Source organism: Bradyrhizobium sp. SZCCT0153 (genome assembly GCF_018129995.1).
Taxonomy (GTDB): domain Bacteria; phylum Pseudomonadota; class Alphaproteobacteria; order Rhizobiales; family Xanthobacteraceae; genus Bradyrhizobium; species Bradyrhizobium japonicum_G.
Map to the genome: position 1 here is coordinate 596,871 of NZ_JAFCKS010000001.1, position 20,480 is coordinate 617,350.

The 20,480-nt window shown below is 64.6% G+C and carries 27 protein-coding genes and 1 riboswitch; of the genes, 11 read left to right on the top strand and 16 right to left on the bottom strand.

Going from position 1 to position 20,480, the window contains the following annotated elements; genetic code table 11:
* Positions 1–2: 2 nt before the first annotated feature.
* Both JQ572_RS02980 and JQ572_RS02985 read left to right on the top strand, forming a co-directional pair.
* On the top strand, positions 3–206 hold the full coding sequence (locus tag JQ572_RS02980; protein ID WP_007596840.1) for a tautomerase family protein: 204 nt from the start codon (positions 3–5) through the stop codon (positions 204–206).
* 88 nt (positions 207–294) lie between these two features.
* Positions 295–690, top strand: a complete 396-nt coding sequence (locus tag JQ572_RS02985; RefSeq protein ID WP_211381477.1) for a thioesterase family protein — start codon at positions 295–297, stop codon at positions 688–690.
* Between the two features lie 130 nt (positions 691–820).
* Here the strand turns inward: JQ572_RS02985 and proC are convergent, their stop codons facing one another.
* Together proC and JQ572_RS02995 are read right to left on the bottom strand one after the other, a co-directional pair.
* On the bottom strand, positions 821–1,645 hold the full coding sequence (proC, locus tag JQ572_RS02990; RefSeq protein WP_211381478.1) for a pyrroline-5-carboxylate reductase: 825 nt from the start codon (positions 1,643–1,645) through the stop codon (positions 821–823).
* 193 nt (positions 1,646–1,838) lie between these two features.
* On the bottom strand, positions 1,839–2,339 hold the full coding sequence (locus JQ572_RS02995; RefSeq protein WP_211381479.1) for a type III secretion system chaperone family protein: 501 nt from the start codon (positions 2,337–2,339) through the stop codon (positions 1,839–1,841).
* Between the two features lie 411 nt (positions 2,340–2,750).
* A riboswitch (FMN riboswitch) is annotated at positions 2,751–2,909 on the top strand.
* 76 nt (positions 2,910–2,985) lie between these two features.
* Between JQ572_RS02995 and JQ572_RS03000 the strand changes: the two genes are divergently transcribed.
* Positions 2,986–3,546 (top strand): 6,7-dimethyl-8-ribityllumazine synthase, encoded by a 561-nt coding sequence (locus JQ572_RS03000; protein ID WP_211381480.1) that lies wholly within the window; start codon positions 2,986–2,988, stop codon positions 3,544–3,546.
* A 91-nt stretch (positions 3,547–3,637) separates the two neighbouring features.
* Here the strand turns inward: JQ572_RS03000 and JQ572_RS03005 are convergent, their stop codons facing one another.
* The 8 genes from JQ572_RS03005 to JQ572_RS03040 all read right to left on the bottom strand — a co-directional run bounded on the left by JQ572_RS03005 (position 3,638) and on the right by JQ572_RS03040 (position 11,499).
* Complete coding sequence (locus JQ572_RS03005; RefSeq protein ID WP_211381481.1) at positions 3,638–4,672, bottom strand: D-alanine--D-alanine ligase family protein; 1,035 nt, start codon at positions 4,670–4,672, stop codon at positions 3,638–3,640.
* A complete protein-coding gene (locus tag JQ572_RS03010; protein ID WP_211381482.1) occupies positions 4,669–5,697 on the bottom strand; it encodes a putative zinc-binding metallopeptidase in 1,029 nt (342 codons plus the stop codon). The genes JQ572_RS03005 and JQ572_RS03010 overlap by 4 nt, the downstream gene beginning before the upstream one ends.
* A 221-nt stretch (positions 5,698–5,918) precedes the next feature.
* Entirely contained in the window at positions 5,919–6,872 is a 954-nt protein-coding gene (locus JQ572_RS03015; RefSeq protein WP_211381483.1) for a ribose-phosphate pyrophosphokinase, read from the bottom strand.
* Between the two features lie 202 nt (positions 6,873–7,074).
* Positions 7,075–7,689: a hypothetical protein gene (locus JQ572_RS03020; RefSeq protein ID WP_211381484.1), complete on the bottom strand. Its 615-nt coding sequence runs from the start codon at positions 7,687–7,689 to the stop codon at positions 7,075–7,077.
* Between the two features lie 122 nt (positions 7,690–7,811).
* Positions 7,812–8,579 (bottom strand): peptidoglycan editing factor PgeF, encoded by a 768-nt coding sequence (gene pgeF / locus JQ572_RS03025; RefSeq protein ID WP_211381485.1) that lies wholly within the window; start codon positions 8,577–8,579, stop codon positions 7,812–7,814.
* Positions 8,576–9,694, bottom strand: a complete 1,119-nt coding sequence (locus tag JQ572_RS03030; protein ID WP_211381486.1) for a class I SAM-dependent methyltransferase — start codon at positions 9,692–9,694, stop codon at positions 8,576–8,578. The genes pgeF and JQ572_RS03030 overlap by 4 nt, the downstream gene beginning before the upstream one ends.
* Before the next feature lie 21 nt (positions 9,695–9,715).
* Positions 9,716–10,561: a prolipoprotein diacylglyceryl transferase gene (lgt, locus tag JQ572_RS03035; RefSeq protein WP_211381487.1), complete on the bottom strand. Its 846-nt coding sequence runs from the start codon at positions 10,559–10,561 to the stop codon at positions 9,716–9,718.
* Between the two features lie 206 nt (positions 10,562–10,767).
* Positions 10,768–11,499 (bottom strand): dienelactone hydrolase family protein, encoded by a 732-nt coding sequence (locus JQ572_RS03040; protein WP_211381488.1) that lies wholly within the window; start codon positions 11,497–11,499, stop codon positions 10,768–10,770.
* 157 nt (positions 11,500–11,656) lie between these two features.
* Here JQ572_RS03040 and JQ572_RS03045 point away from each other — a divergent pair, with 157 nt between their 5' ends.
* A complete protein-coding gene (locus JQ572_RS03045) occupies positions 11,657–11,920 on the top strand; it encodes an accessory factor UbiK family protein (protein WP_211381489.1) in 264 nt (87 codons plus the stop codon).
* Between the two features lie 57 nt (positions 11,921–11,977).
* Here the strand turns inward: JQ572_RS03045 and JQ572_RS03050 are convergent, their stop codons facing one another.
* The gene (locus tag JQ572_RS03050; RefSeq protein WP_211381490.1) at positions 11,978–12,328 is read right to left on the bottom strand and encodes a hypothetical protein; all 351 of its coding nucleotides are present in this window, start codon (positions 12,326–12,328) and stop codon (positions 11,978–11,980) included.
* Between the two features lie 336 nt (positions 12,329–12,664).
* Here JQ572_RS03050 and JQ572_RS03055 point away from each other — a divergent pair, with 336 nt between their 5' ends.
* The 4 genes from JQ572_RS03055 to ychF all read left to right on the top strand — a co-directional run bounded on the left by JQ572_RS03055 (position 12,665) and on the right by ychF (position 15,865).
* Entirely contained in the window at positions 12,665–13,219 is a 555-nt protein-coding gene (locus JQ572_RS03055) for a hypothetical protein (protein ID WP_211381491.1), read from the top strand.
* 162 nt (positions 13,220–13,381) lie between these two features.
* Complete coding sequence (locus JQ572_RS03060; RefSeq protein ID WP_211381492.1) at positions 13,382–14,098, top strand: 50S ribosomal protein L25/general stress protein Ctc; 717 nt, start codon at positions 13,382–13,384, stop codon at positions 14,096–14,098.
* Positions 14,099–14,156: 58 nt separating this feature from the next.
* Positions 14,157–14,762 carry an aminoacyl-tRNA hydrolase gene (gene pth / locus JQ572_RS03065; RefSeq protein ID WP_211381493.1) on the top strand — a complete coding sequence of 202 codons (606 nt, stop codon included), beginning with the start codon at positions 14,157–14,159 and terminating at the stop codon, positions 14,760–14,762.
* A gap of 5 nt (positions 14,763–14,767) precedes the next feature.
* The gene (ychF, locus tag JQ572_RS03070) at positions 14,768–15,865 is read left to right on the top strand and encodes a redox-regulated ATPase YchF (RefSeq protein WP_211381494.1); all 1,098 of its coding nucleotides are present in this window, start codon (positions 14,768–14,770) and stop codon (positions 15,863–15,865) included.
* Between the two features lie 119 nt (positions 15,866–15,984).
* On the opposite strand, the gene JQ572_RS03075 is transcribed toward ychF, so the two are convergent.
* Positions 15,985–16,281, bottom strand: a complete 297-nt coding sequence (locus JQ572_RS03075; protein WP_211381495.1) for a DUF4282 domain-containing protein — start codon at positions 16,279–16,281, stop codon at positions 15,985–15,987.
* Positions 16,282–16,462: 181 nt separating this feature from the next.
* Here JQ572_RS03075 and JQ572_RS03080 point away from each other — a divergent pair, with 181 nt between their 5' ends.
* From JQ572_RS03080 to JQ572_RS03090, 3 genes are all read left to right on the top strand, one after another.
* A complete protein-coding gene (locus tag JQ572_RS03080; RefSeq protein WP_211381496.1) occupies positions 16,463–16,915 on the top strand; it encodes a MaoC family dehydratase in 453 nt (150 codons plus the stop codon).
* On the top strand, positions 16,915–17,397 hold the full coding sequence (locus JQ572_RS03085) for a MaoC family dehydratase (protein WP_211381497.1): 483 nt from the start codon (positions 16,915–16,917) through the stop codon (positions 17,395–17,397). The genes JQ572_RS03080 and JQ572_RS03085 overlap by 1 nt, the downstream gene beginning before the upstream one ends.
* A 199-nt stretch (positions 17,398–17,596) precedes the next feature.
* On the top strand, positions 17,597–17,743 hold the full coding sequence (locus tag JQ572_RS03090) for a hypothetical protein (RefSeq protein ID WP_211381498.1): 147 nt from the start codon (positions 17,597–17,599) through the stop codon (positions 17,741–17,743).
* 39 nt (positions 17,744–17,782) lie between these two features.
* Here JQ572_RS03090 and JQ572_RS03095 read toward each other — a convergent pair whose 3' ends face one another.
* The 4 genes from JQ572_RS03095 to JQ572_RS03110 form a co-directional block, all read right to left on the bottom strand.
* Positions 17,783–17,920, bottom strand: coding sequence for a hypothetical protein (locus tag JQ572_RS03095; RefSeq protein WP_211381499.1), 138 nt, complete (start codon positions 17,918–17,920; stop codon positions 17,783–17,785).
* A gap of 159 nt (positions 17,921–18,079) precedes the next feature.
* Entirely contained in the window at positions 18,080–18,502 is a 423-nt protein-coding gene (locus JQ572_RS03100; RefSeq protein ID WP_211381500.1) for a hypothetical protein, read from the bottom strand.
* A 314-nt stretch (positions 18,503–18,816) separates the two neighbouring features.
* A complete protein-coding gene (locus JQ572_RS03105; RefSeq protein ID WP_211381501.1) occupies positions 18,817–19,731 on the bottom strand; it encodes a hypothetical protein in 915 nt (304 codons plus the stop codon).
* A 270-nt stretch (positions 19,732–20,001) separates the two neighbouring features.
* On the bottom strand, positions 20,002–20,442 hold the full coding sequence (locus JQ572_RS03110; protein ID WP_211381502.1) for a nuclear transport factor 2 family protein: 441 nt from the start codon (positions 20,440–20,442) through the stop codon (positions 20,002–20,004).
* Between the last annotated feature and the right edge of the window lie 38 nt (positions 20,443–20,480).

Genomic DNA, 20,480 nt, shown 5'->3' on the forward strand with positions numbered 1-20,480 from the left:
CAATGCCTGAGATCACCGTCAGCATGGCCGTGGGCCGCACCGATGAACAGAAGGCCGGCATGATGCGCGACATCACCCAGGCACTGGTGAAGAATCTCGGCGTCGATGCCGACGCCGTCGTCATCCAGATCAACGAAGCCCCGCTCGCCCACAAGATGAAGGGCGGCAAGACCTTCGTGGAGCGCGCGGCGGCGGCGAAGAAGTAGCTTCGGCTCGCGCGGCATTTTCCGCTGTCGTCCCGGATCGGCGCGCGCTTGGGGCGCGCTTGTCCGGAACGACACCGTTGAGGCAAGCATGGACGCACGCGACGTCATCAGGGTCGGCATGAGCGCCGAGCGCACGCTGGTGGTACCGGTGGAGCGCACGGTCGGGCATTTCGTACCCGGCATGCCGATGGTCTATGCGACGCCGATGATGATCCTGGAGATGGAGATGACGTCGGGCGATGCGATCCGCGGCGCGCTCCAGCCGGGCTGGGTCACCGTCGGCACCGAGGTCGACATCCGCCATCTTGCGGCAGCCTTGGTCGGTGCGACGGTGCGGACCACGGCAACGGTGATCGCGGTCGAGCGCCGCGTCATCCGCTTCGAGGTCGAGGCTTTCGAGGACACGCGCAAGCTCGGCGAAGGCCGTCACGCGCGCGGGCTCGTCAATGTCGAAATGTTCAACAAGCGGCTGGGGGCGACTTAGCGTCCGCTTGCTTCGACCTCATCCTGTGAGGAGACCGCGTAGCGGTCGTCTCGAAGGACGGCTGCGGGTGAGAGACGGGCCTGCATGGTTCGAGACGGCGCTGGCGCGCCTCCTCACCATGAGCGCCTATCTATTTCGCCAATTCCTTCGACCGTTTCGTCGCCGCCGCGATCGCGCGGATCATCAGGTCGCGCAGGCCGGGCTCGCCCATCAGCACGCCGAGGGCCGCGGCCGTGGTGCCGCCGGGCGAGGTGACGTTCTGGCGCAGCGTGCTCGAGGCAAGCTCCGACTGGTGCAGCAGCTCACCGGAGCCGGCGACGGTCTCGCGCGCGAGTTTTGTTGCCAGCGCCTCGGGCAGGCCGGCTTCGACGCCGGCGCGTGCGAGCTCTTCGGCGAGCAGGAACACATAGGCCGGGCCCGAGCCCGAAACGGCGGTCACCGCATCCATCAGGCTCTCGTCATCGACCCATTCGACCGAGCCGGTGGCGCGCAACAGCGCATCGGCCACTGCGCGCTGTCCGGTGCTGACGCTTTTTGCCGCGACCGCGACCGTGATGCCACGGCCGATCGCGGCCGGCGTGTTCGGCATCGCGCGCACCACGGCGCCGCCACAGACCTCTTCTAGCGATGCGATCGTGATTCCCGCCATGATCGACACGACGGAAGTGCCGTTCGAGACGAACGCTTTCAGCTTGGCGCCTGCATCGCGGAACATCTGCGGCTTCACCGCGACGACCATCGTCTCGACGGTACCTGCCGCCTGCGGGTCGGGATTGAGCGCGACGCCTTTTGTGGCCAGCGCAGTGATCTCCGGCGAGATGAACGGATCGACCACCGCGACGCGGCGCGGATCGAGCCCGCCCGCCAGCCAGCCGGTCAGCATCGCGCCGCCCATCTTGCCGGCGCCAGCGAGAAGGATGGTGCCGGTAATGCTTTGAAGAGTGCTGTTCGCCATCGCTGTTGCCACACCTGGTGTCGTCCTGGCCTAGTGCGCAATTGCGCACGGGGAGCCAGGATCCATTACCCCGAGGGTTCTAGTGGATGAAGGGCAGAGCAACAAGCATCGCGCGATGCGGAGAAATCACGCGGTATCGATCCCGGATCTGCGCTTCGCTTGTCCAGGACGACGTTGGAGAGAGAGGCGAGACTTACGCCTCGCCGACCGTGTCGAACATCGCCGCGTCCATCGCTTCGGTCGTGGATTTGCCCGCCCAGACCACGAACTGGAACGCCGGAAAATAGCGCTCGCAGGCGTGGATGGCGCCGGCGAGCATGGCTTCGCATTGCGCAGTGGAGGCGATGAGCCCGCCCGGCAGCACCAGGGCCTGCCGGTGCATGATCATGCCGGTGTTGGTCCACAGGTCGAAGTGGCCGACCCACAATTGCTCGTTGACCGCGGCGACGAGCCGCTGGACCTCGGCCCGCCGCGCGACCGGAATCTTCATGTCGAACGCGCAGGCCAGATGCAGCGCCTCGATTTCACCCATCCAGGTGAAGGAGATCTGGTAGTCGGTCCATTGTCCCTTGGAGACAATGGTGAGTTCGTCTTCGCCGGAGCGTTCAAACGGCCAGTTGTTGCTGGCAGCGATATCCTCGACCACCGCGAGCGGATGGTTTTTGGAATCGATAGTGCCTTCGAGCAGGGACATGCCGTCTCGACCTCTTGCCTTTTTGTTGTCTTTGATACGCACGCGGTTGGTCCGGCGCGCGCTCCCTCAATGTCGTTAAGGCGATCCCTCGGAGTCGCTGTTGCGATCTCCTCGGATCAGCGCGGGCTTGTCGCGGATCAACTGATGTGATTTGCGGAATCTGCGCAACCGGCTGCCGAGTCCGTCCACAAGTCAGGACTCGTTCGTCCACAGCTCATCTCCGCCACAATTATTAACGAAAAGAACAAACCGGAGTCGGATTCCGGGGGCGCGCCCAATCGTTAATTCCGCCCCGCGAGGGCCGCGCCCGCCATAGCGGCATGGGACCATGCGGTTTTCCCATGCGGAACGCGCTTGCTGCAGCCCCGAACCGGCGTCATATTTCCAGCTAGGCCGTTCATTCCGGACGGCCGATGTTCTCAGGGCGGGGTGAAAGTCCCCACCGGCGGTAAGGGCCGAAAGGCCCAAGCCCGCGAGCGCCTTCCTCGAGGTTTCCACCGAAGGGAAGGGTCAGCAGATTCGGTGCAACTCCGAAGCCGACGGTTAAAGTCCGGATGAAAGAGAACGGTCGGTGGCGGACGCATCGCAGGATGCGGCTGTTTGTCGTTCCGTGTGCCCTGATTCTGGTCCTTAACTGAGGAAAGCCATGAATCAGATGTTGCAAGACCCCCAAACCGAAACGTCCCAGACAACCCAGCCGCCGGTTCCCGTGGACCCGCCGGCAGTCGAGCACCCGCGCTTCGCAAAACCGCAGCGGGTGGCCTTCGTGCAGGCCTGCTGGCACCGCGACGTCGTCGAAGAGGCCCGCATCGCCTTCGTCAAGGAGGCCGAGGCGCGGCACCTCACCCACGTCGACGTGTTCGAGGTGCCGGGCTCGTTCGAGATCCCGCTGCACGCGCAGGTGCTCGCCAAGACGCGGCGCTACACCGCGATCGTCGCGGCCGGCCTCGTCGTCGATGGCGGCATCTATCGCCACGAGTTCGTGGCCGACACCGTGATCAAGGCGCTGATGGACGTGCAGCTGCGCACCGAGGTGCCCGTGTTCTCGGCCGTACTGACGCCGCAGCAATTCCACGAGACCGAGGTGCACTACGATTTCTTCCGCAGGCACTTTGCGATCAAGGGCGTCGAGGTCGCGGCAGCCTGTGCGGAGACGTTGCTCGGGCTCGAGCGTCTGCGCGGCCAGGTCGCGGCGGGGATCGTGTAACGCAGCGCGACGACCATCACCCCTCATCCCGAGGAGCGCGTAGCGCGTCTCGAAGGATGAGGGGCCATTCTACGATCGCGGCCATCTTGCATCACCCCAATGACACGCCCGCCTTGGCCCGGCTGATCCCGAGCGTCAGGATGCGCTGCAGGAGATCCGGATATTTGAGCCCGGCATGTTGAGCCGCCGTGGCGAACTCCTGGCTCTTGGCGATCTCGGGGTTGGGATTGGCCTCGATGAAATACGGCGTGCCGTCGGCGGCGAGACGAAAATCGATGCGCGCGTAGCCGTCGAGGCCAAGCGCCCGATAGATCCGCTTCGCCGCGCGCTGGATGCGCGCGGTGACTTCGGGAGCGAGGTCTTTCGCCGGCCCGTCGACGATGCCGACCTTCTCCTGATAGTCGGTGTCGTGCTTGGCTTTTTCGGTGGCGATGTGGCGTGACCTGCGCCCGCCCATGCTGCCGAATTTCAATTCCCAGACCGGCAGAACGCGCAGCCGGTTGTTGCCGAGCACGCCGACATAGAGTTCTCGCCCCTCGATGAACTGCTCGGCGATGGCGGCGGATTCGACCCGCTCGTGGATGAAGGCAACCCGCTCCGCGAGCTTCTCGTCGGTGTCGACGATCGAGGCCTGCGAGATGCCGAACGAGCCATCCATGTTCAGGCTCTTGACGATCAGTGGCAGCGCAAGCCGCGTCGGGCGCTTCACCTTGCGGCGCATCGGGAAGACGGCGAAGGCCGGCGCCGCAATCCGGCGGTGATGCACCAGCGTCTTGGACAAATCCTTGCCGCGCGCCAGGATCAGGCCGCGCGGATTGCACCCGGTATAAGGGACCTTCATCAGCTCGAGATAGCTGGCGATGTGCTGGTCGAAGGCGACGTTGTTGTGGAATTCCTCCAGCAGCGTGAAGACCACGTGCGGCTTGAACTCCTCGATCGCCTCGCGCACCGGCTTGATCTCCTCCTGCGCGCCGAGCGGGCGGACGTCGTGGCCGGCCGCGCGCAGGGTGCTCACCACGTCGTATTCCGTTTTCCACGTGTTGATCTCCTGCGGGGTGTACCCGTCGGAGGAGTCCGGGGGCAGGAAATCCGGATGCATCAGGACCAGAATACGGAGTCGCCTCATAGCGCGATCCATTTGCGCCGAGACGGGCCAAACAGCGCGTGCATCGTCTTGGCGGTCACGAGGACGGTGAAATCGAGAACGAGCTTCTGTTCGGGGCCGACGGCGCGCAGATCGAGCTCGCGGCAGCGGGAGATCATGTCGTCGAGAACGGCATCGAGCGTGAGCTGGTTCTCGCCAGTCCATCGCGAGACCAATTGCCTGATCTGGGCGCGGTGGCCCCTGATCAGGGCCGAAGCCGGCTTTGAGCGGTGATGGCGCGGATCGGCCGAAAACAGCCGTGAGAGGTCGCGGTCGTAGGTCTTCGGCGGCGTGAAGGCGTAGAACGCCTGCTTCTTCTTGTAGTGGTCTTCGAGCGTCTGGCCGAGCCGACCCAGCGGGTCGACGCGCTCTCGCGTGGTGATCAGCGGCCGCTTTCCCGCAATCTCGCTCATCAGCTCGTCGACATATTCGAGCTTCTTCAGCGCCGGCCAGCCGGCATATCGCGTTCGCCAGTTCGAACGCGGCCGCAGCCACACCGCAAAGGTCTCGGCGAAATCTTCGTCCGGATGGCTCTGCGCGTACCACAGCCGGAGATGCTGGACGTAGCGCCTGCTGGCAGGATTGGGCCGATAGTAGCGCGGGTAATGTTTCGACGACGGGCCGAACAGCTGCTGCCAGCGCCGGCGTCGCTGCAGCTGATAGCCGTGCTGCATGGCATGGCCGGCCTCGTGACGGAGGATGGCCATGCACTCGCGCCAGGTTCCGCCCTCGACGTCGAACATCATCTTCTTCTCGAGCTTCATCAGACGGGGATGGGCGAGATAGAAGGGGATGGCGATGCCCGGCACATCGCCCGGACTGAACCACTCGCTCGAGATCCATGTGTGCGGCCGCAGCCGAATGCCCCGCTCTTCGAGTTCCTCATGGAGCGTGCTGACGCAGTCCTCGAGCCAGGTGCCTTCGACCGTCACTCTCAGGCTGGAGAGGCGCTGCTTGAGCAACTCGTCATCCGACAGCTTCTCCCAGGCAAATTTCCGGCTTGGCATCAGGAATCCAGAGGGCAGAGATGACTCGGTATCCGGATGATGTCATGGGCGGCGGGCGGCAACAACCGGGGGGCCGTGAGGCGTGCTGCGGCGCGTCAGAGCGAGAGGCGGTAGGGTCGGCAAAGCGCAAGCGTGCCCACCACCTTCATCACAAAAGAAAAAGGTGGGCACGGCGCTTTGCGCATTTGCCCACCCTATGAGACCTTCCGGGATCGGAAGAACTAGTCGAACAAGCTCGACACCGACTCTTCCGCCGCGGTGCGCGCGATCGCGTCCGAGATCAGGCTGGCGATCGGCAGCGTGCGGATGTTCGGCGCCTTGGTCACCGCATCCGTCGGCAGGATCGAGTCGGTGATCACAAGCTCCTTCAGCTTCGAGCCGGCGATGCGGGCGGCCGCGCCGCCGGAGAGCACGCCGTGGGTGATGTAGGCATAGACGTCCTTGGCGCCCTTGGCGATCAGCGCGTCGGCCGCGTTCACCAGCGTGCCGCCGGAGTCGACGATGTCGTCGATCAGGATGCAGGTGTAGCCGGCGACGTCGCCGATGACGTTCATGACCTCTGATTCGCCCGCCCTTTCGCGGCGCTTGTCGACGATCGCGAGCGGGGTGTTGATGCGCTTGGCGAGGCCGCGTGCGCGCGCCACGCCGCCGACGTCGGGCGAGATCACCATCGTCTTGGAGAGGTCGAACTTGTCCTTGATGTCGCGCACCATCAGCGGCGCCGCGTAGAGATTGTCGGTCGGGATGTCGAAGAAGCCCTGGATCTGGCCGGCATGCAGGTCGAGCGTCATGACTCGGTCGACGCCGGCCTGCGTGATCAGGTTGGCGACGAGCTTGGCCGAGATCGGCGTGCGCGAGCCCGATTTGCGATCCTGCCGGGCATAGCCGAAATAGGGCAGCACCGCGGTGATGCGGCGCGCCGAGGAGCGGCGCAGCGCGTCGGTGATGATCAGCAATTCCATCAGATGGTCGTTGGCGGGAAACGAGGTCGACTGGATGATGAAGGCATCCGAGCCGCGGACGTTCTCCTGGATCTCGACGAAGATTTCCATGTCGGCGAAGCGCCGGACCACTGCCTTGGTCAGCGGCAGGTCGAGTCCTTGCGCGATGGCCTGCGCGAGAGCCGGATTGGAGTTGCCGGCGACGAGCTTGATGGAGCCGTTCTTGGCCGACATGGACGCTTCCTCCCGCGCTTTGCTGGACACGATGTTCAACATCTCGGATACCCACGGAGCACGGTTACGACGGGCGAGGAAATATCAGGCCGAGGGCAGCAATGGCAACCCGGCATGCTACGTTTTCCCTTCGAAAATCCTGAGTCGGGCCAACGGTTTGGCCGCAACTTCCTGAATACTTGGGGCCGTGGTTTAGCGGGGGTTATCGGTCGGCATAGCCGAGCGCCGAGGCCGGCATCCCGGCCGCCGGAGCCTCCGGGATGGCGCTCGCCACCGCTGGTCCCCGCAAGCCCGGCGCAGCGCCCGGTGCATCCGGGGTGCCGTTGATCATGTTGGAAAGTCCGCTGAATCCGGCCTGGGCGATCTTCCGCAGAACCAGATCGTCGGCGGCGCCCCAGGGATCGCGGCCACCCCTGGCCGAGGTCGGTTCCTCGCCGGAAAGCCGCAGCGCCCGCTGCTGGTTGGCGTCGTAAACGTCCCAGACCCAGGCGATCACGGTCCTGCCGCGCACGATCTGGGCCGAGAGATAGCTGCGCACGCGGTAGGCAGCCGTCCCCTCGCGGGAGACGACGGACAGGCTGCGCAGCTTGGATTCGCTGTCGAGCACGCCAACCATGCGGTCGAATACCTGCGGCGGTGGCCCGTCGATCGATTCGAAGGCGACCGTCGCCCCGGAGCCTGAGCTTGGCGCCATCGCATAGGAGTTTGCGGCACCACCGCCACCGGCGCAGCCGCCAAGCGCGGTCGCAGCCGCCAGCAGCATGACCGCCAGCACGCGCGAGCCCGCACGGCGCAAGATGAATGACGCGTCCCTCATTATGGAGGGCAGCGATATCGTTAAAACGCATTAACGTCTAGGGCGGGGGCGCCACAGGCCACGTCATTCCGGGTTCGATGCGGGCCGCATCGCCCCGCAATGACACGAGGTTGCCCGTGTGTTCACCCCTCCAGCGCGATCGCGTGAACGTGCCGGCCGTAGTCCGGCTCCTTGCGATGCACCGAGCGGCGATAGCTGAAGAAGCGCTCGTCGGCGTAGGTGTCCAGACCAAGATCGTCGATCATCAGGATGCCGGCGGCCTCCAGCCTCGTACGGATGAAGCCGGCGAGGTCGAACATCGCGTGTCCCTCGCGCACCGACGGCATGAAGAATATCGCGTTGTCCGCGTCCGCCTCGATGAAGCGCACCACGAACTCGTTGCCGACCTCGTAGCTGTCCTGCCGGATCAGCGGGCCGATCGCGGCGATGATGCCGCCGCGCGTGGCGCCGAGCTTTTCCATGGCCGAGATCGTCGCCTCCAGCACGCCTGTCAGCGCGCCCTTCCAGCCGGCATGGGCACCGCCGATCACGCGCGCGTCGGGGTCGACGAACAGCACCGGCCCGCAATCGGCGGTGGAGACGCCAAGCGCGATGCCGGGCGTTCTGGTGACCAGCGCGTCGCCCTTCGGCCGCGGCCCGCCCGGCCAGGGCGTTTCGGCAACGAGCACGTCGGGCGAATGGATCTGGTGCAGGCTGAGAAAGCGTTCCGGGGCAACGCCGACATGCTCAGCCATGCGGCGGCGGTTCTCCGCGACGAGGGCCTGGTCGTCATTGGAGCCGAGCCCGCCGTTCAGCGCCGAATAGATGCCGCCGGAGACGCCGCCTTCACGGGTGAAGAAGGCATGGCGCAGGCCTGGCACCGCCGAGAGCAGCGACGAAGTGAGTGTCATCCGTTCCCTCCGGCCTGTTCGAGATCGCTGAGGCCGGCAAGGCCTGTTAGCCGCGGCTCGGAGATGCCGAGCACCTTGAACATCGAGCCCATGCCGCTGCGCCCGGTGTCCGTCAGGCGCTTCAGCGCCACCGAAATGTCGGTGGCGATTTCAGGCGTTGCCTTCTGCATCAAGGCGGCCGCGCGGGTGTCGATGCCGACGCGCTTGAGGAAATCGCCCTGCGTCACCGGCCCGTGCACGCGGGCGCCGACATCCTCGGCGGCACGCGCCAGCGCCTGGAAGTCGACATGGGCGGTGACGTCGGCCTGGCCCGGCGCCTTCAAGGGATCGGTGAAGCTGTGGCGCGCGATCGCCTGGAACGTGTCGCCGGCGTCGCTGCGCAGATGGCCGTAATCGATGATCAGCGCCGCGCCGTCCTGGTCGCGCACGCGCGTGGCGAGCTTCATGACCTCCGCATCGGGCCGCCATTCGAACACGGCGCCGATGGGCGCCGCGCGCACCAGAGGCGGCAGCAGCACGTCGAAGCGCGGCGTGGGCTCGGAGGCCGCGCCGAATTGAAGCTTGCCGTTGGGATCGATCTCGATCACGCGCTCGTGCCAGCCGTTCTCGCGCTTCACCATCTGGTGGATCGGCAGCACGTCGAAATATTCGTTGGCGAGGATGATGCTCGGCCCCTCCGGCACATCGTCGATGCTGTCGTGCCAGGCGATGTTGCGTACGCCCGACAGCGTCGCGTTCTGCCGCTCGCGCAGCACCGGATTGACCTCGACCATGTGGATGTGAAGCGCCTGGTACAGCGGCGGCAGCACGCGGAGCGCGCGCAGCGCATCCGCCATCATGGTGCCGCGGCCTGGGCCGAGCTCGATCAGCCGCAGGAATTGCGGCGAGCCCATCTGCTTCCACACCGAAGCGGTCCACAGGCCCAGGAGTTCGCCGAACATCTGGCTGACCTCGGGCGCGGTGGTGAAGTCGCCTTCACGGCCCAAAGGATCGCGCGAGACGTAATAGCCGTAGCGCGGGTGCATCAGGCACAGTTCCATGTACCGCCAGACCGGCATGGGGCCCGATGATTTGATCAGCGCCCTGATCTCGTTGAGTAGCGGCTGCTCGGTCACGGTCCATCTTCTCGAAAGGAATTAACGAATGGCCCCTGCGGGCTTGGGCGCATCGCGCCTCACTGCCAGTACAATAAGTATGCCGCCGATGATAAGCATCGGGATCGACAACAGCATGCCCATGGTTAATCCGCCCCAGAGGAAGCCGAGCTGGACGTCGGGCTCGCGAAAATGCTCGCCGGCGATGCGGGTCAGACCATAGATCAGGATGAAGGCGCCGAGGATCATGCCCGGCCGCTTCAGGGCGCCGAACCGGATCATCACCGCGAGCACGGTGAACAGCAGGATGCCCTCCATGCCGGCCTCGTAGAGCTGGCTCGGATGGCGCGGCAGCTGGGTGGGATCGTTGGGGAAGATCATCGCCCAGGGCAGCTGCGGGTCGGCGGCGCGGCCCCACAATTCGCCGTTGATGAAATTGGCGATGCGCCCGAGCAATAGCCCGACCGGCGCGACTGCGGTGGTGATGTCGCCGAGCGACAGGATCGGGATGCGGTTGCGATAGGCAAACCACATCACCGCGACGACGCAGCCGAGGAAGCCGCCATGGAACGACATGCCGCCTTCCCACAATTTGAAGATCGCGGCGGGATGGTCGATGAAGAAGGGCAGATTGTAGAACAGCACGTAGCCGGTGCGGCCGCCGAGGATGATGCCGAGCGTGACCCACAGGATGAAGTCGTCGATCTGCAGCAGCGACATCGGCGCCGGCCCGCCCCACAGGCGCTCCTTCTTCAGGAGCGAGCGCGCATAGAGCCACCCGAACACGATGCCGCAGATATAGGCCAGCGCATACCAGCGGATCGCGAACGGTCCGATCTCGATCGCGATCGGTTTGAAGGCGGGAAAGTCGATGAGCAGAAAGGGCATCGGGCCTTGCTCTTAGAGTTTGATGGGCAAGCTGCGGCCCCGACGGAATTGCGCTCCCTCCCCCGCTTGCGGGGGAGGGCTGGGGAGAGGATGCCTCCACTGAAAGACTCCCCCAGAGGAGAGAGCCCTCACCCGGCGCGTTGCGCCGACCTCTCCCGCAAGCGGGAGAGGTGCACCGAGTTCGCGGATAGACTGATCCATGCTGCTCACACGAGATTGCGGCGATAGAGCGCCAGCAGACGCTCCCAATGCCGCTCGGCGGCGTCACGGTCATAGACCGGCCGCCTGGGAAAGGCGAAGCCATGATGGGTGCCGGGATAGATCTCGACCTCTGCTTTTGCGCCGCTCATGCCCTGCTTGACCTTCTCGATGATCTCGGCGGGCGCGTAGATGTCCGTCTCGGCGCAGGCGAAATAGAGCTCGGCCTTGGTCTTGTTTCCTGCGAGATGCGGGCTGTCATCCTGGTCGGTCGCAAGCTGCGTGCCGTAGACCGAGGCGGCGGCCTTGACGCGGTCGGGGAAATGCGTGGCGGCGTTCACGGCATAGCGGCCGCTCATGCAATAGCCGACGGTGCCGATCAGCTTGACGTTCGCCGCCGTCTGACCCTCGGCATAGGCGAGCAGCGCCCTGGTGTCGTCCATGATCATCGGAATCGTGAGCGAAGCCATCAGTGCGAACATCCGCTTGCGCTCCGGCGCGTTCGGATCGGCCGGCAGCGCGCCGAGCTCCATAACGCCGGAGCGGTAATAGAGGTTCGGCAGCATCACGTAATAGCCCGATGTCGCCAGCCGGCGCGCCATGTCGCGCAGCTCTTCGCGGATCGCCGGCGCGTCCATGTAGAACAGGATGACCGGAAACGGCCCGCCACGTTCGGGATGGGTGATGAAGGTTGCGGTGTGGCCGTCCTTGGTGGGGATCGCGATCTGCTGCTCGATCATCTCGTGCGCCTTCTGATTCTTCTTATGCAGGGACGTTGAATACGATTGCAAGGAAACCGGAGCATGACAAGGATACCGCCGCTCGGCCCTTGATCCGCCCTGTCCGGATTGCCATTGTCTTCCGAGCTGTTCGCGCAAAGTTTATCGGAGGCCGCCAATGACCCAGACCAACAACCGGTTTTTCGACGAGATCGGCCGCCTGATGAACGACGCCGCCGGTGCGGCCCAGGGCGTCAAGCGCGAGGTCGACACGGTATTGCGCACCCAGGCCGAGAAATTCCTGCGCGACATGGACCTGGTCAAGCGCGAGGAGTTCGAGGCGGTCAAGGACATGGCCCGTCTGGCGCGTGAGGAGAACGAGGCCCTGAAGGCGCGCATTGCGGCGCTGGAGGCGAAGCTCGGGGGATCTCCGGCAACCTGAACTGCGTGACGATCCGCCTTCTCACGATCCTGCTTGGCGCAATGGCGGGTACCGCCGTCAACCTGCGCTGAGGAGTTTGCGGGTTTCGGCTGCTTCTCTCGCGACCAGTCGGGTTTCGACCATATTCACGAGCAAATTCTTCAGCGGCAGCCTCATGAAGACGGGCGGGGCGGTGCGGCCGGATTGCCAGCGCGAAACAGTGGAAACGGCGCAGGGGAGTACTTCTGCGATGTCACGCAGCGTCAATCCGACTCGTAGCGCACAGGCAATCAACTTGCTCCAGTGAGCCTGTTCATCCACGCGACGCATCAGATCCAGCACCTGATGATCGATCGAATCGAGTTCCTCGTCGATTGACAGGGGTCGAAACCCGGCGTTCGACTCCGCATTCTTTACAGCGGGGGCCATTTGTGGTGCCTAACTTCGCGTTTTGCAATCAAGTCATCCCGAAGCAACTCAACGCACAATATGCAATAATGTTGCATATTGCAATAGGTCGGCACCCTACCTCATTACCGCAATTTCACTTCGAGGTAGAAGCTTGATAGCATGACTCTTTCTGCGGGTATGCAGTCATGGAAACGTTTTTGATTGCCGCGTCAAAGCGCGATGAGCTTGACGACCTGATAGGATTTTACCAGTCCGGCGAGACGGACACGCTTCCCGTTCCGTCATACGTCAGTCTCCGAGACGCCTTGGCTAATCAGTCGCTTATTACCGTAAGGGCCGCCGACGGCACCCTCGTTGCCGCGGCGGGCTATTTCGAATACGAGGTCGATCGATGCCTGGATCATCTATGAATTAGCGGGCACCAGGGTCAGAAACGCCATCGGCCGCCTGGCACCAGTCCCCCTTCAGCAGATATTACTCTCGCTGCGCATTATCCAGGTCGCCGGTACCGAAGAAGGGCCTCTCACCTTGATCTCAAGTGCGAAAAGCCTCGCCAGCATTGGCAATCTGGGATCTGCCGGCCTTGAGCTGATCAATCCGCTGCCCAATTGGTTCGAATACGATACTTGTAGCTGGATAGGCATGGCCGACCGGCCCGCATGGAAGCATTTCGCTGCGACCGCAATGACCGTCGGCAAAGCGCTTTCGATCCTGACACTCGTTGGCTTTGGTGGCGGGACCCACATCTGCGATGCGTCGCAGAAGCTGCCGGATGATACGATCGCCAGCCGTCGCATCAGGCTCGTATACGACCTGAAGGGATTGGTCCGTCAGTTCCCCTGGATGGTGACTGCCCACCGCCGTGGTTTCTGGCAAGATCCCTTCGTTCCCCTTCCGGCCCATCTCTGAGGGCACCCCTTAAAAAATCCCCGCATTTCCTTGTCATTTCCGCATCTTCCGGGTAAAAGCCCGCCAAGTTCGCGGCCCCCGCACCCCTGGAGGCTTGCTGCGAGCTGCACCATGGGCCGCGTTGCGGCCCATTAACTTTTGCAAAAACAAGGACTTAACGTTATGGCGACGACCGTCAAGGAATTGAAGGCGACCGCACGTCCGAAGAGCGGCAAGGGGGCCGCCCGGGCTGAGCGTCGCGCCGGGAGAGTGCCCGGAGTGATCTATGGCAACAACCAGCCCCCGCTGACGATCTCGATTGAAGATCGTGAACTGCGCCAGCGCATCCTCGCCGGCCGGTTCCTGACCACGCTGGTCGACATCGACCTCGAGGGCAAGAAGCACCGCGTGATTCCGCGCGACTACCACCTTGATCCGGTCAAGGACTTCCCGATCCATGTCGACTTCATGCGGCTCGGCGAAGGCGCCACCATCCGCATCAGCGTTCCCTTGCATGTCGTGAAGGCTGAAGGTTCGCCCGGCGTGAAGCGCGGCGGCGCCGTCAACATTGTGGCGCACGTGATCGAGCTCGAGTGCGGCGTCGAGAGCATCCCGCAGTACATCGAGGCCGATGTCGGCTCGCTCGAAATCGGTCACTCCTTGCATCTGGCCGACATCAAGCTGCCGGCCGGCGTGAAGGCGCTGACGCGTGAGGACGCGACCCTCGTCACCATCGTGCCGCCGTCCGGTTACGCCGAAGAGCAGAAGGCCGCGGCTGCGGCTGCTGCTCCGGGCGCTGTTGCGGCTGCTCCGGCGGCTGGTGCGGCGGCCCCGGCTGCGGGTGCTGCTGCGCCTGCTGCGGCTGCCAAGGCTCCCGCCGGCGGCGACAAGAAGAAGTAATCTTCCAAAGCTGGCGCGCGGTCTCTGATCGCGCGCCGAGCGAGGGGCGCGCCGCGTCATGCGACTCTTTGTTGGGCTCGGCAATCCCGGCGCGAAATACGCACGTAACCGGCACAATATCGGCTTCATGGCCGTCGACGAGATCGCGCGGCATCATGGTTTCGCACCATGGCGCCGCAGGTTTCAGGGCGAGACCTCGGAGGGAACGCTCGGCACCGAGCGCGTGATCCTGCTCAAGCCGACGACCTACATGAACGATTCCGGCCGCGCAGTGCAGGAGGCGGCAAGCTTCTTCAAGATCGCACCGGCCGACGTCACAGTGTTCCATGACGAGCTCGAACTGCCGCCGGGCAAGGTGCGGGTGAAGATCGGCGGCGGCATCGCCGGCCACAACGGCCTGCGTTCGATCTCGGCGCATATCGGCAACGACTATCGGCGGGTGCGGCTCGGCATCGGTCATCCCGGCGTCAAGGAGCTGGTGCACGGCCACGTTCTGTCGGACTTCGCCAAGGCCGACAACGAATGGGTGGTGACGCTCTGCGAGGCGGTGGCCGAGCACGCGGCATTGGTTGCCAAGGGCACGGACGCGACCTTCGCCAACAGGGTTCATCTCGCCATGCAGGCGAAGGGGTTTTTGACCAAGGACGACAACGGCAAGGAATAACGCTCGTGGGATTTAAATGCGGGATCGTCGGGTTGCCCAATGTCGGCAAGTCGACCTTGTTCAATGCGCTGACCGAGACGGCCGCGGCGCAAGCCGCCAACTATCCGTTCTGCACCATCGAGCCGAATGTCGGCGAGGTCGCCGTGCCGGATCCGCGGCTCGACAAGCTTGCGGCGATCGCCAAGTCCGGACAGATCATCCCGACGCGGCTCACCTTCGTCGACATCGCCGGCCTCGTGCGCGGCGCTTCCAAGGGCGAAGGCCTCGGCAACCAGTTCCTCGCCAACATCCGCGAGGTCGACGCCATAGCGCATGTCGTGCGCTGCTTCGAGGATTCCGACATCACCCATGTCGAGGGCAAGATCGCCCCGCTCGCCGACATCGAGACCATCGAGACCGAGTTGATGCTCGCCGACCTCGACAGCCTCGAGAAGCGCGTCGACAACCTCTCCAAGAAGGCCAAGGGCAACGACAAGGACGCCAAGGAGCAGCTCGACCTCGTCAACCGCACGCTGGTGCTGCTGCGCGAGGGCAAGCCGGCGCGGCTCGTCGAGCGCAAGGCGGAGGAGGGGCGTGCCTTCGGGATGCTCGGCCTGCTGTCGTCCAAGCCCGTGCTCTACGTCTGCAACGTCGAGGAAAGCTCGGCCGCCACGGGCAATTCGTTCTCCAGGGCGGTGCAGGACCAGGCCGCCAAGGAAGGCGCCATCGCCGTCGTCATCTCGGCAAAGATCGAATCCGAGATCGCCACCATTTCGCGTGAAGAACGCGCCGACTTCCTGGAGACGCTGGGCCTCGAGGAGGCCGGCCTCGATCGCCTGATCCGCGCCGGCTACACGCTGCTCGACCTCATCACCTATTTCACGGTGGGCCCGAAGGAAGCGCGCGCCTGGACCATCCATCGCGGCACCAAGGCGCCGGGGGCGGCCGGCGTGATCCACACCGACTTCGAGAAGGGGTTCATCCGCGCCGAGACCATCGCGTATGAGGACTACGTCGCACTGAACGGTGAAGCCGGTGCCCGCGACGCCGGCAAGCTGCGCCTCGAAGGCAAGGAATACGTCGTCGCCGACGGCGACGTGATGCATTTCAGGTTCAATACGTAAGACGCTGGCCGCAGTGCCGTAGGGTGGGCGAAGCGTGCCCACCACGTCACCCTTATCTCGCGAAAGATGGTGGGCACGGCGCTTTGCGCCTTTGCCACCCTACAGCGCCGCCACCCGCCTCACCGCAATCCGCCGCCCTGGTCCCGGATCGCGCCGAGATGCTCGTTGATGCGGAAGATGATCAGGATCAGCTCTGCGACGATGCGCGAGAACACGATTCCGACGACGACGCTCGCGATCGACGACAGCAGCATCAGGAAGCCGCCGAACGGGCTGATCGCCATCATCGCGAGGCCGGAGAAGATGCCGGAGAGGCCGAACAGGCAGATCAGCGCGATCACCAGCCAGTAGAAGGTCTTGATGATTGTCGGCGTGATGAAGCGGTCCCACTGAAACAGGTCGCTGAATGAAAACATCGCTCTCCCCAAGCCAAATCGAGGCTCCAAACCGGGCCTTGCAGGAAAATCCTGGCCCTCGGTTGATCCGACTCAAGACCAACGCCGGCGCGCCGAATGTAGCACGAGCCATGCGGGCCGGCGGGTTGAGATTGCCGCAAAGTGCGGCCACAATCTGTCATTCCCTCAAACCTCTCCCACGATGACCCTGACCTTCGAAGATTTTCCGCCCGGCCGTTACGGAACATTCGGCCCGCGCCATGTCACTCGCGACGAGATCCTGGCGTTCGCTGCCGAGTTCGATCCGCAGCCGATGCACCTGGACGAGGACGCCGCCGGCAAAAGCATGCTGCGCGGCCTGTCCGGCTCGGGCTGGCACCTCTGCTCGCTGATGATGCGGATGATGGCTGACGGCTTCATTATCCGGGCCGCTTCGCTGGGATCTCCCGGCGTCGATGAAGTGCGGTGGTTGTCGCCGCTCAGGCCCGGTGACGACCTCATGCTCGACGTCGATGTGCTGGAGGCGCGCGGATCGAAGAGCCGCCCGGAGCTCGGCATCGTCAAGTTCAAATGCACCGCGCGCAACGCGGCGGGGCAGGCGCTGTGCGAGATGACCTCGCCGATCCTGATCAAGCGGCGCGAGGGGGCGGTCTGATGCCGTTCTTCGAGGAGATCGAGATCGGGCACCGCCGCGAGATCGGCGCCTATACGTTCACGGCGGAGTCGATCAAGAGTTTCGCCGCAAAGTTCGATCCGCAGCGTTTTCACCTCGACGAGGAGGAGGGCAGGAACTCGCTGTTCGGCGGGCTCGCGGCCTCGGGCTGGCATGTCGGCTCGGCCTGCATGAGCCTGCTTGTCGCCGACGGCCAGCGTCTGGCGCGGGAGGCCGCTTCGCGCGGCGAGGAGGTCGCGGTGTGGGGCCCGTCGCCGGGCTTTCGCGACCTGCGCTGGATCAGACCGGTGCTTGCCGGCGACACCGTCGCTTACGTCAACGTCGTGATCGACAAGCGCAGCTCCGCCTCGCGCCCCGGCTGGGGCATTTTGAGCGCCCGCACCACCGGCACCAACCAGCGCGGCGAGGAGGTCTATTCGATCACCGCCAGCGCCTTCGTGCCGAAGCGCCCGAAGGACGATTAGATCTGTTCCAGGATGAACGGTCCAAATGAGTGCGTGAGTGTTGCCCGCGCGCTATGGACGCGATTCCGGACGGCTGCCATAAGCCTGCGCAACATGGTTACCCGCGAAGCAATTGGGGGAACCATCGAGTTGCTAACCAATTATGAACCTGTCGCTGTCTAATTGAACCAATTGGGCAGAGTACAGGGGAACGAGGACCATGGCAGACCGCGGCGCACTCAAGCTGGTCGGATTCATCTTTGCTACCGCGACGCTGGCCGTGATGCTGGTCGCCGGCATGGTGGTGAAGGGCTATGCCGATGGCGGCTACACCCTGGAAGCCTCGACCGTGGAAGCCGCCCGGTAAGATCTCGTTAATTCTTCGGGGCCGGCATCGGGCCCCGCTTCAGCGGCTATAGACGAACGCCAGGATCGCGATCGCAACCGCCAGCAATCCGACAAAACGCATCATGATCGTGCCGAACTGGTTCGGCGCGGGCCGCAGCGGTATGGGGTCGGTATTGTCGGGCCGAATGCTTTCCATGAAATGTTCCCCTGAGGCCAATCGCAACAGGGACCGGCGCTGGGCATTGGTCGCCGTGGCGGCGCGGAAAGTTCAAGGCCGTCCGGGCGCGAGACCCCTCCAGAATCAAAACCGCCGCGCTCCTTGCGGAACGCGGCGGCTGGTGATGCCTTCCAGTGATCAGCTGTTGCGCAGGCCGTCGGCGGCGCGCTTCCACTGCGCGACGTTGTCGGCGATCATGCGGGTCGACTTCATTGCGGCCTGGCTGAGCTGGGCATAGCCGGAGATCTCGCGCTGGACGCGCTGGCCTTCGGCATGGAGCAGGTCGCGCAGGCTCTCGAGCTCGGAGATCAAGTTCTCGATCTCGGCGAGCGAGGTGCCGGCGACGCGCTGGATCAGCGAATTGACGTTGGTGACGGTGGCTTCCGCGCTCGGATCGAGCGGCGGCGCGTCCGTGGCGGTCGTGGCCGGGCGGCGCAGATAGGCGATGTCGTTGCGGACGAAATCGCGGATGCCGGCTTCGACTTCGGTCACGGCGGCAAGGTTGGTGTCGACCGTCTCGGTCTCGGTGGTTTCGGTCTTTTCCGGACGCATGGCGTTCATCGTTTTCCCCTGTTCGCGTTGAGCGCAGCGCGAGTGTCCCCCGCACGACGACGTCAGTCAGGGACTAGGGCGTCGGATTTTGGCCGCAACTTGGCCGAGGTGCGGCAAGGGCGGTCCATTCGGGGGCTTTGCCGTGGCGTATGGTTACGAGAGTCTGAATGCCTGGCGCAGGGAAGAACCGATCCCCTCATGGTGAGGAGCGCGAAGCGCGTCTCGAACCATGCAGGCCCGGCTGCCGGAGCGGGGCCTCGATCCTTCGAGACGCGCGCGAGAGGCGCTCCTCATCAGGATGAGGGGAGAGAGTGGTGCGCGGGCTACCAGCTCTTCTTGAAACCCGCGGTCAGGCTCTTGTTGATCGCCCCTTGCGAGGTCTCGCCGACCGAGCCGGACACCGTGACGTTGTCGAACAGCTTCTGCTCGGCGCCGACCTTGCGCAGCCATTTGTCGTCGGTGGTCGACAGCGTCTGGCCGGCGGTGATGCTGGTGCCGGTGTCGGTGAGGGTGACCTTGGCGGACTGCTCGGTCTCGTAATTGCGCGTGACGTGCCCGCCGACGCCGGGCACCGCGGTGGTGCCCTGCTGGTTGACGCTGTAGCCGTTCTGGAGCGTCAGCGAGGTGTCGTCCGACAGCGGCACCGATTTGATCAGGGACGCCCCGAGCTTGCTTTGCTCGGCGCCGGGATCGACACGGGCCTCCACCGCGGTCTTGTCCCAGATCGCGCCCGCGCCCGGCGCGGTCGCGGCTGCCCAGGCGCTGCCGGAGGATTGCGGCAGGTTGCCGCCGTTGGTGGCCTTCTGCGCCAGCAGCTCGGACATCGTCCGCGGCTCGCTCGCCACCGTCATGTCGGCGCCGATGCGGGCGTCCCAGAACGAGGAGACCGACTGCTTCACCGTCACCGCCGAGGAGCCGTTGGCATTGGCGTTGGACGACCAGTTCAGCCCGTCATTGGCGGCGGCCTGCGCGCGTTTCTTGGCGGCGATGATGTCGTTGAGCGTGCCGGCGTCGATCGCGAGCTGGCTCCAGTCGAGCTTGTCGACGTCGATGCCCTTCATCACGTCGGGATCGCTGACGTCGGGGGCTTCCGCCGCTTCGGTGTCCTCGTCAGGCGCGGTCGCGGCGGGGGAGAAGGGCGGAATGATCTGCGCCGACACCGTCAGCACCGATCCCAAAATGAACATGGCCGCCAGCACCGGCAGCCTGGTCCAGCCAAAACCTGTCGAGAATTCCATCGTCCTGCCCGCGAACCCCGGCGCATGCCTTCCGATATTATATATCGGCCTTCGGTGATGACCATGCGCCATTCCGCACGAAACATGTTGATCCATCGGTGCGAAATTGTGGCGGCTCGCGCCGCGGACGCGAACCAACGGGCCGCGCGAAGGGCGCGCGCCCGATGACGAGCTTCTCCACGACGGCATCCGGCGGGGCTGGAGGCCAGGACGCGTCGCGGGGAGCATCAGTCAATCGGTCCCGGAAAGCGGGGCCCGTTGGCGTCCCCCTCAGCCGACGCTGCTCATCTTCGGCAGATGAATGGCGCGGCCGAGTGCCTGCTCGACCAGGTCGAACGTGTCGATCAGCACGCGCATGCTGATCAGCCTGCCCGCCCTGAACTGGGCGAACTGCGCGACCCGCAAGCTGATCGGCTTGTTGGAATCCAGCGCCGTCAGCGAATAGCGCAGCATCGAGGCGGCGGAATCGACGCCGAGCATGATGCTCTCGCGGTCGAAGCGGCGGACCTGGAAATTGTCGGCGAGCTGGCGGATGACGTCGAGCACGGAATCCTTGCCCTGGCGCGCGCCGAGGAACGGAAACATGTCGATCGGGCCGTACAGCGCCCACTCGACGTCCTCGTCGATCAGGGCCTCGATGTCCTCGAAATGCCTGTCGTTGATCGCGCGGTGCAACGCGCGCGAGAAACGCCAGAGGCTGTGCTCTGTCATTTTGGGCAGTCCTGACGCTGGCTTGCGAAAAACGAAAA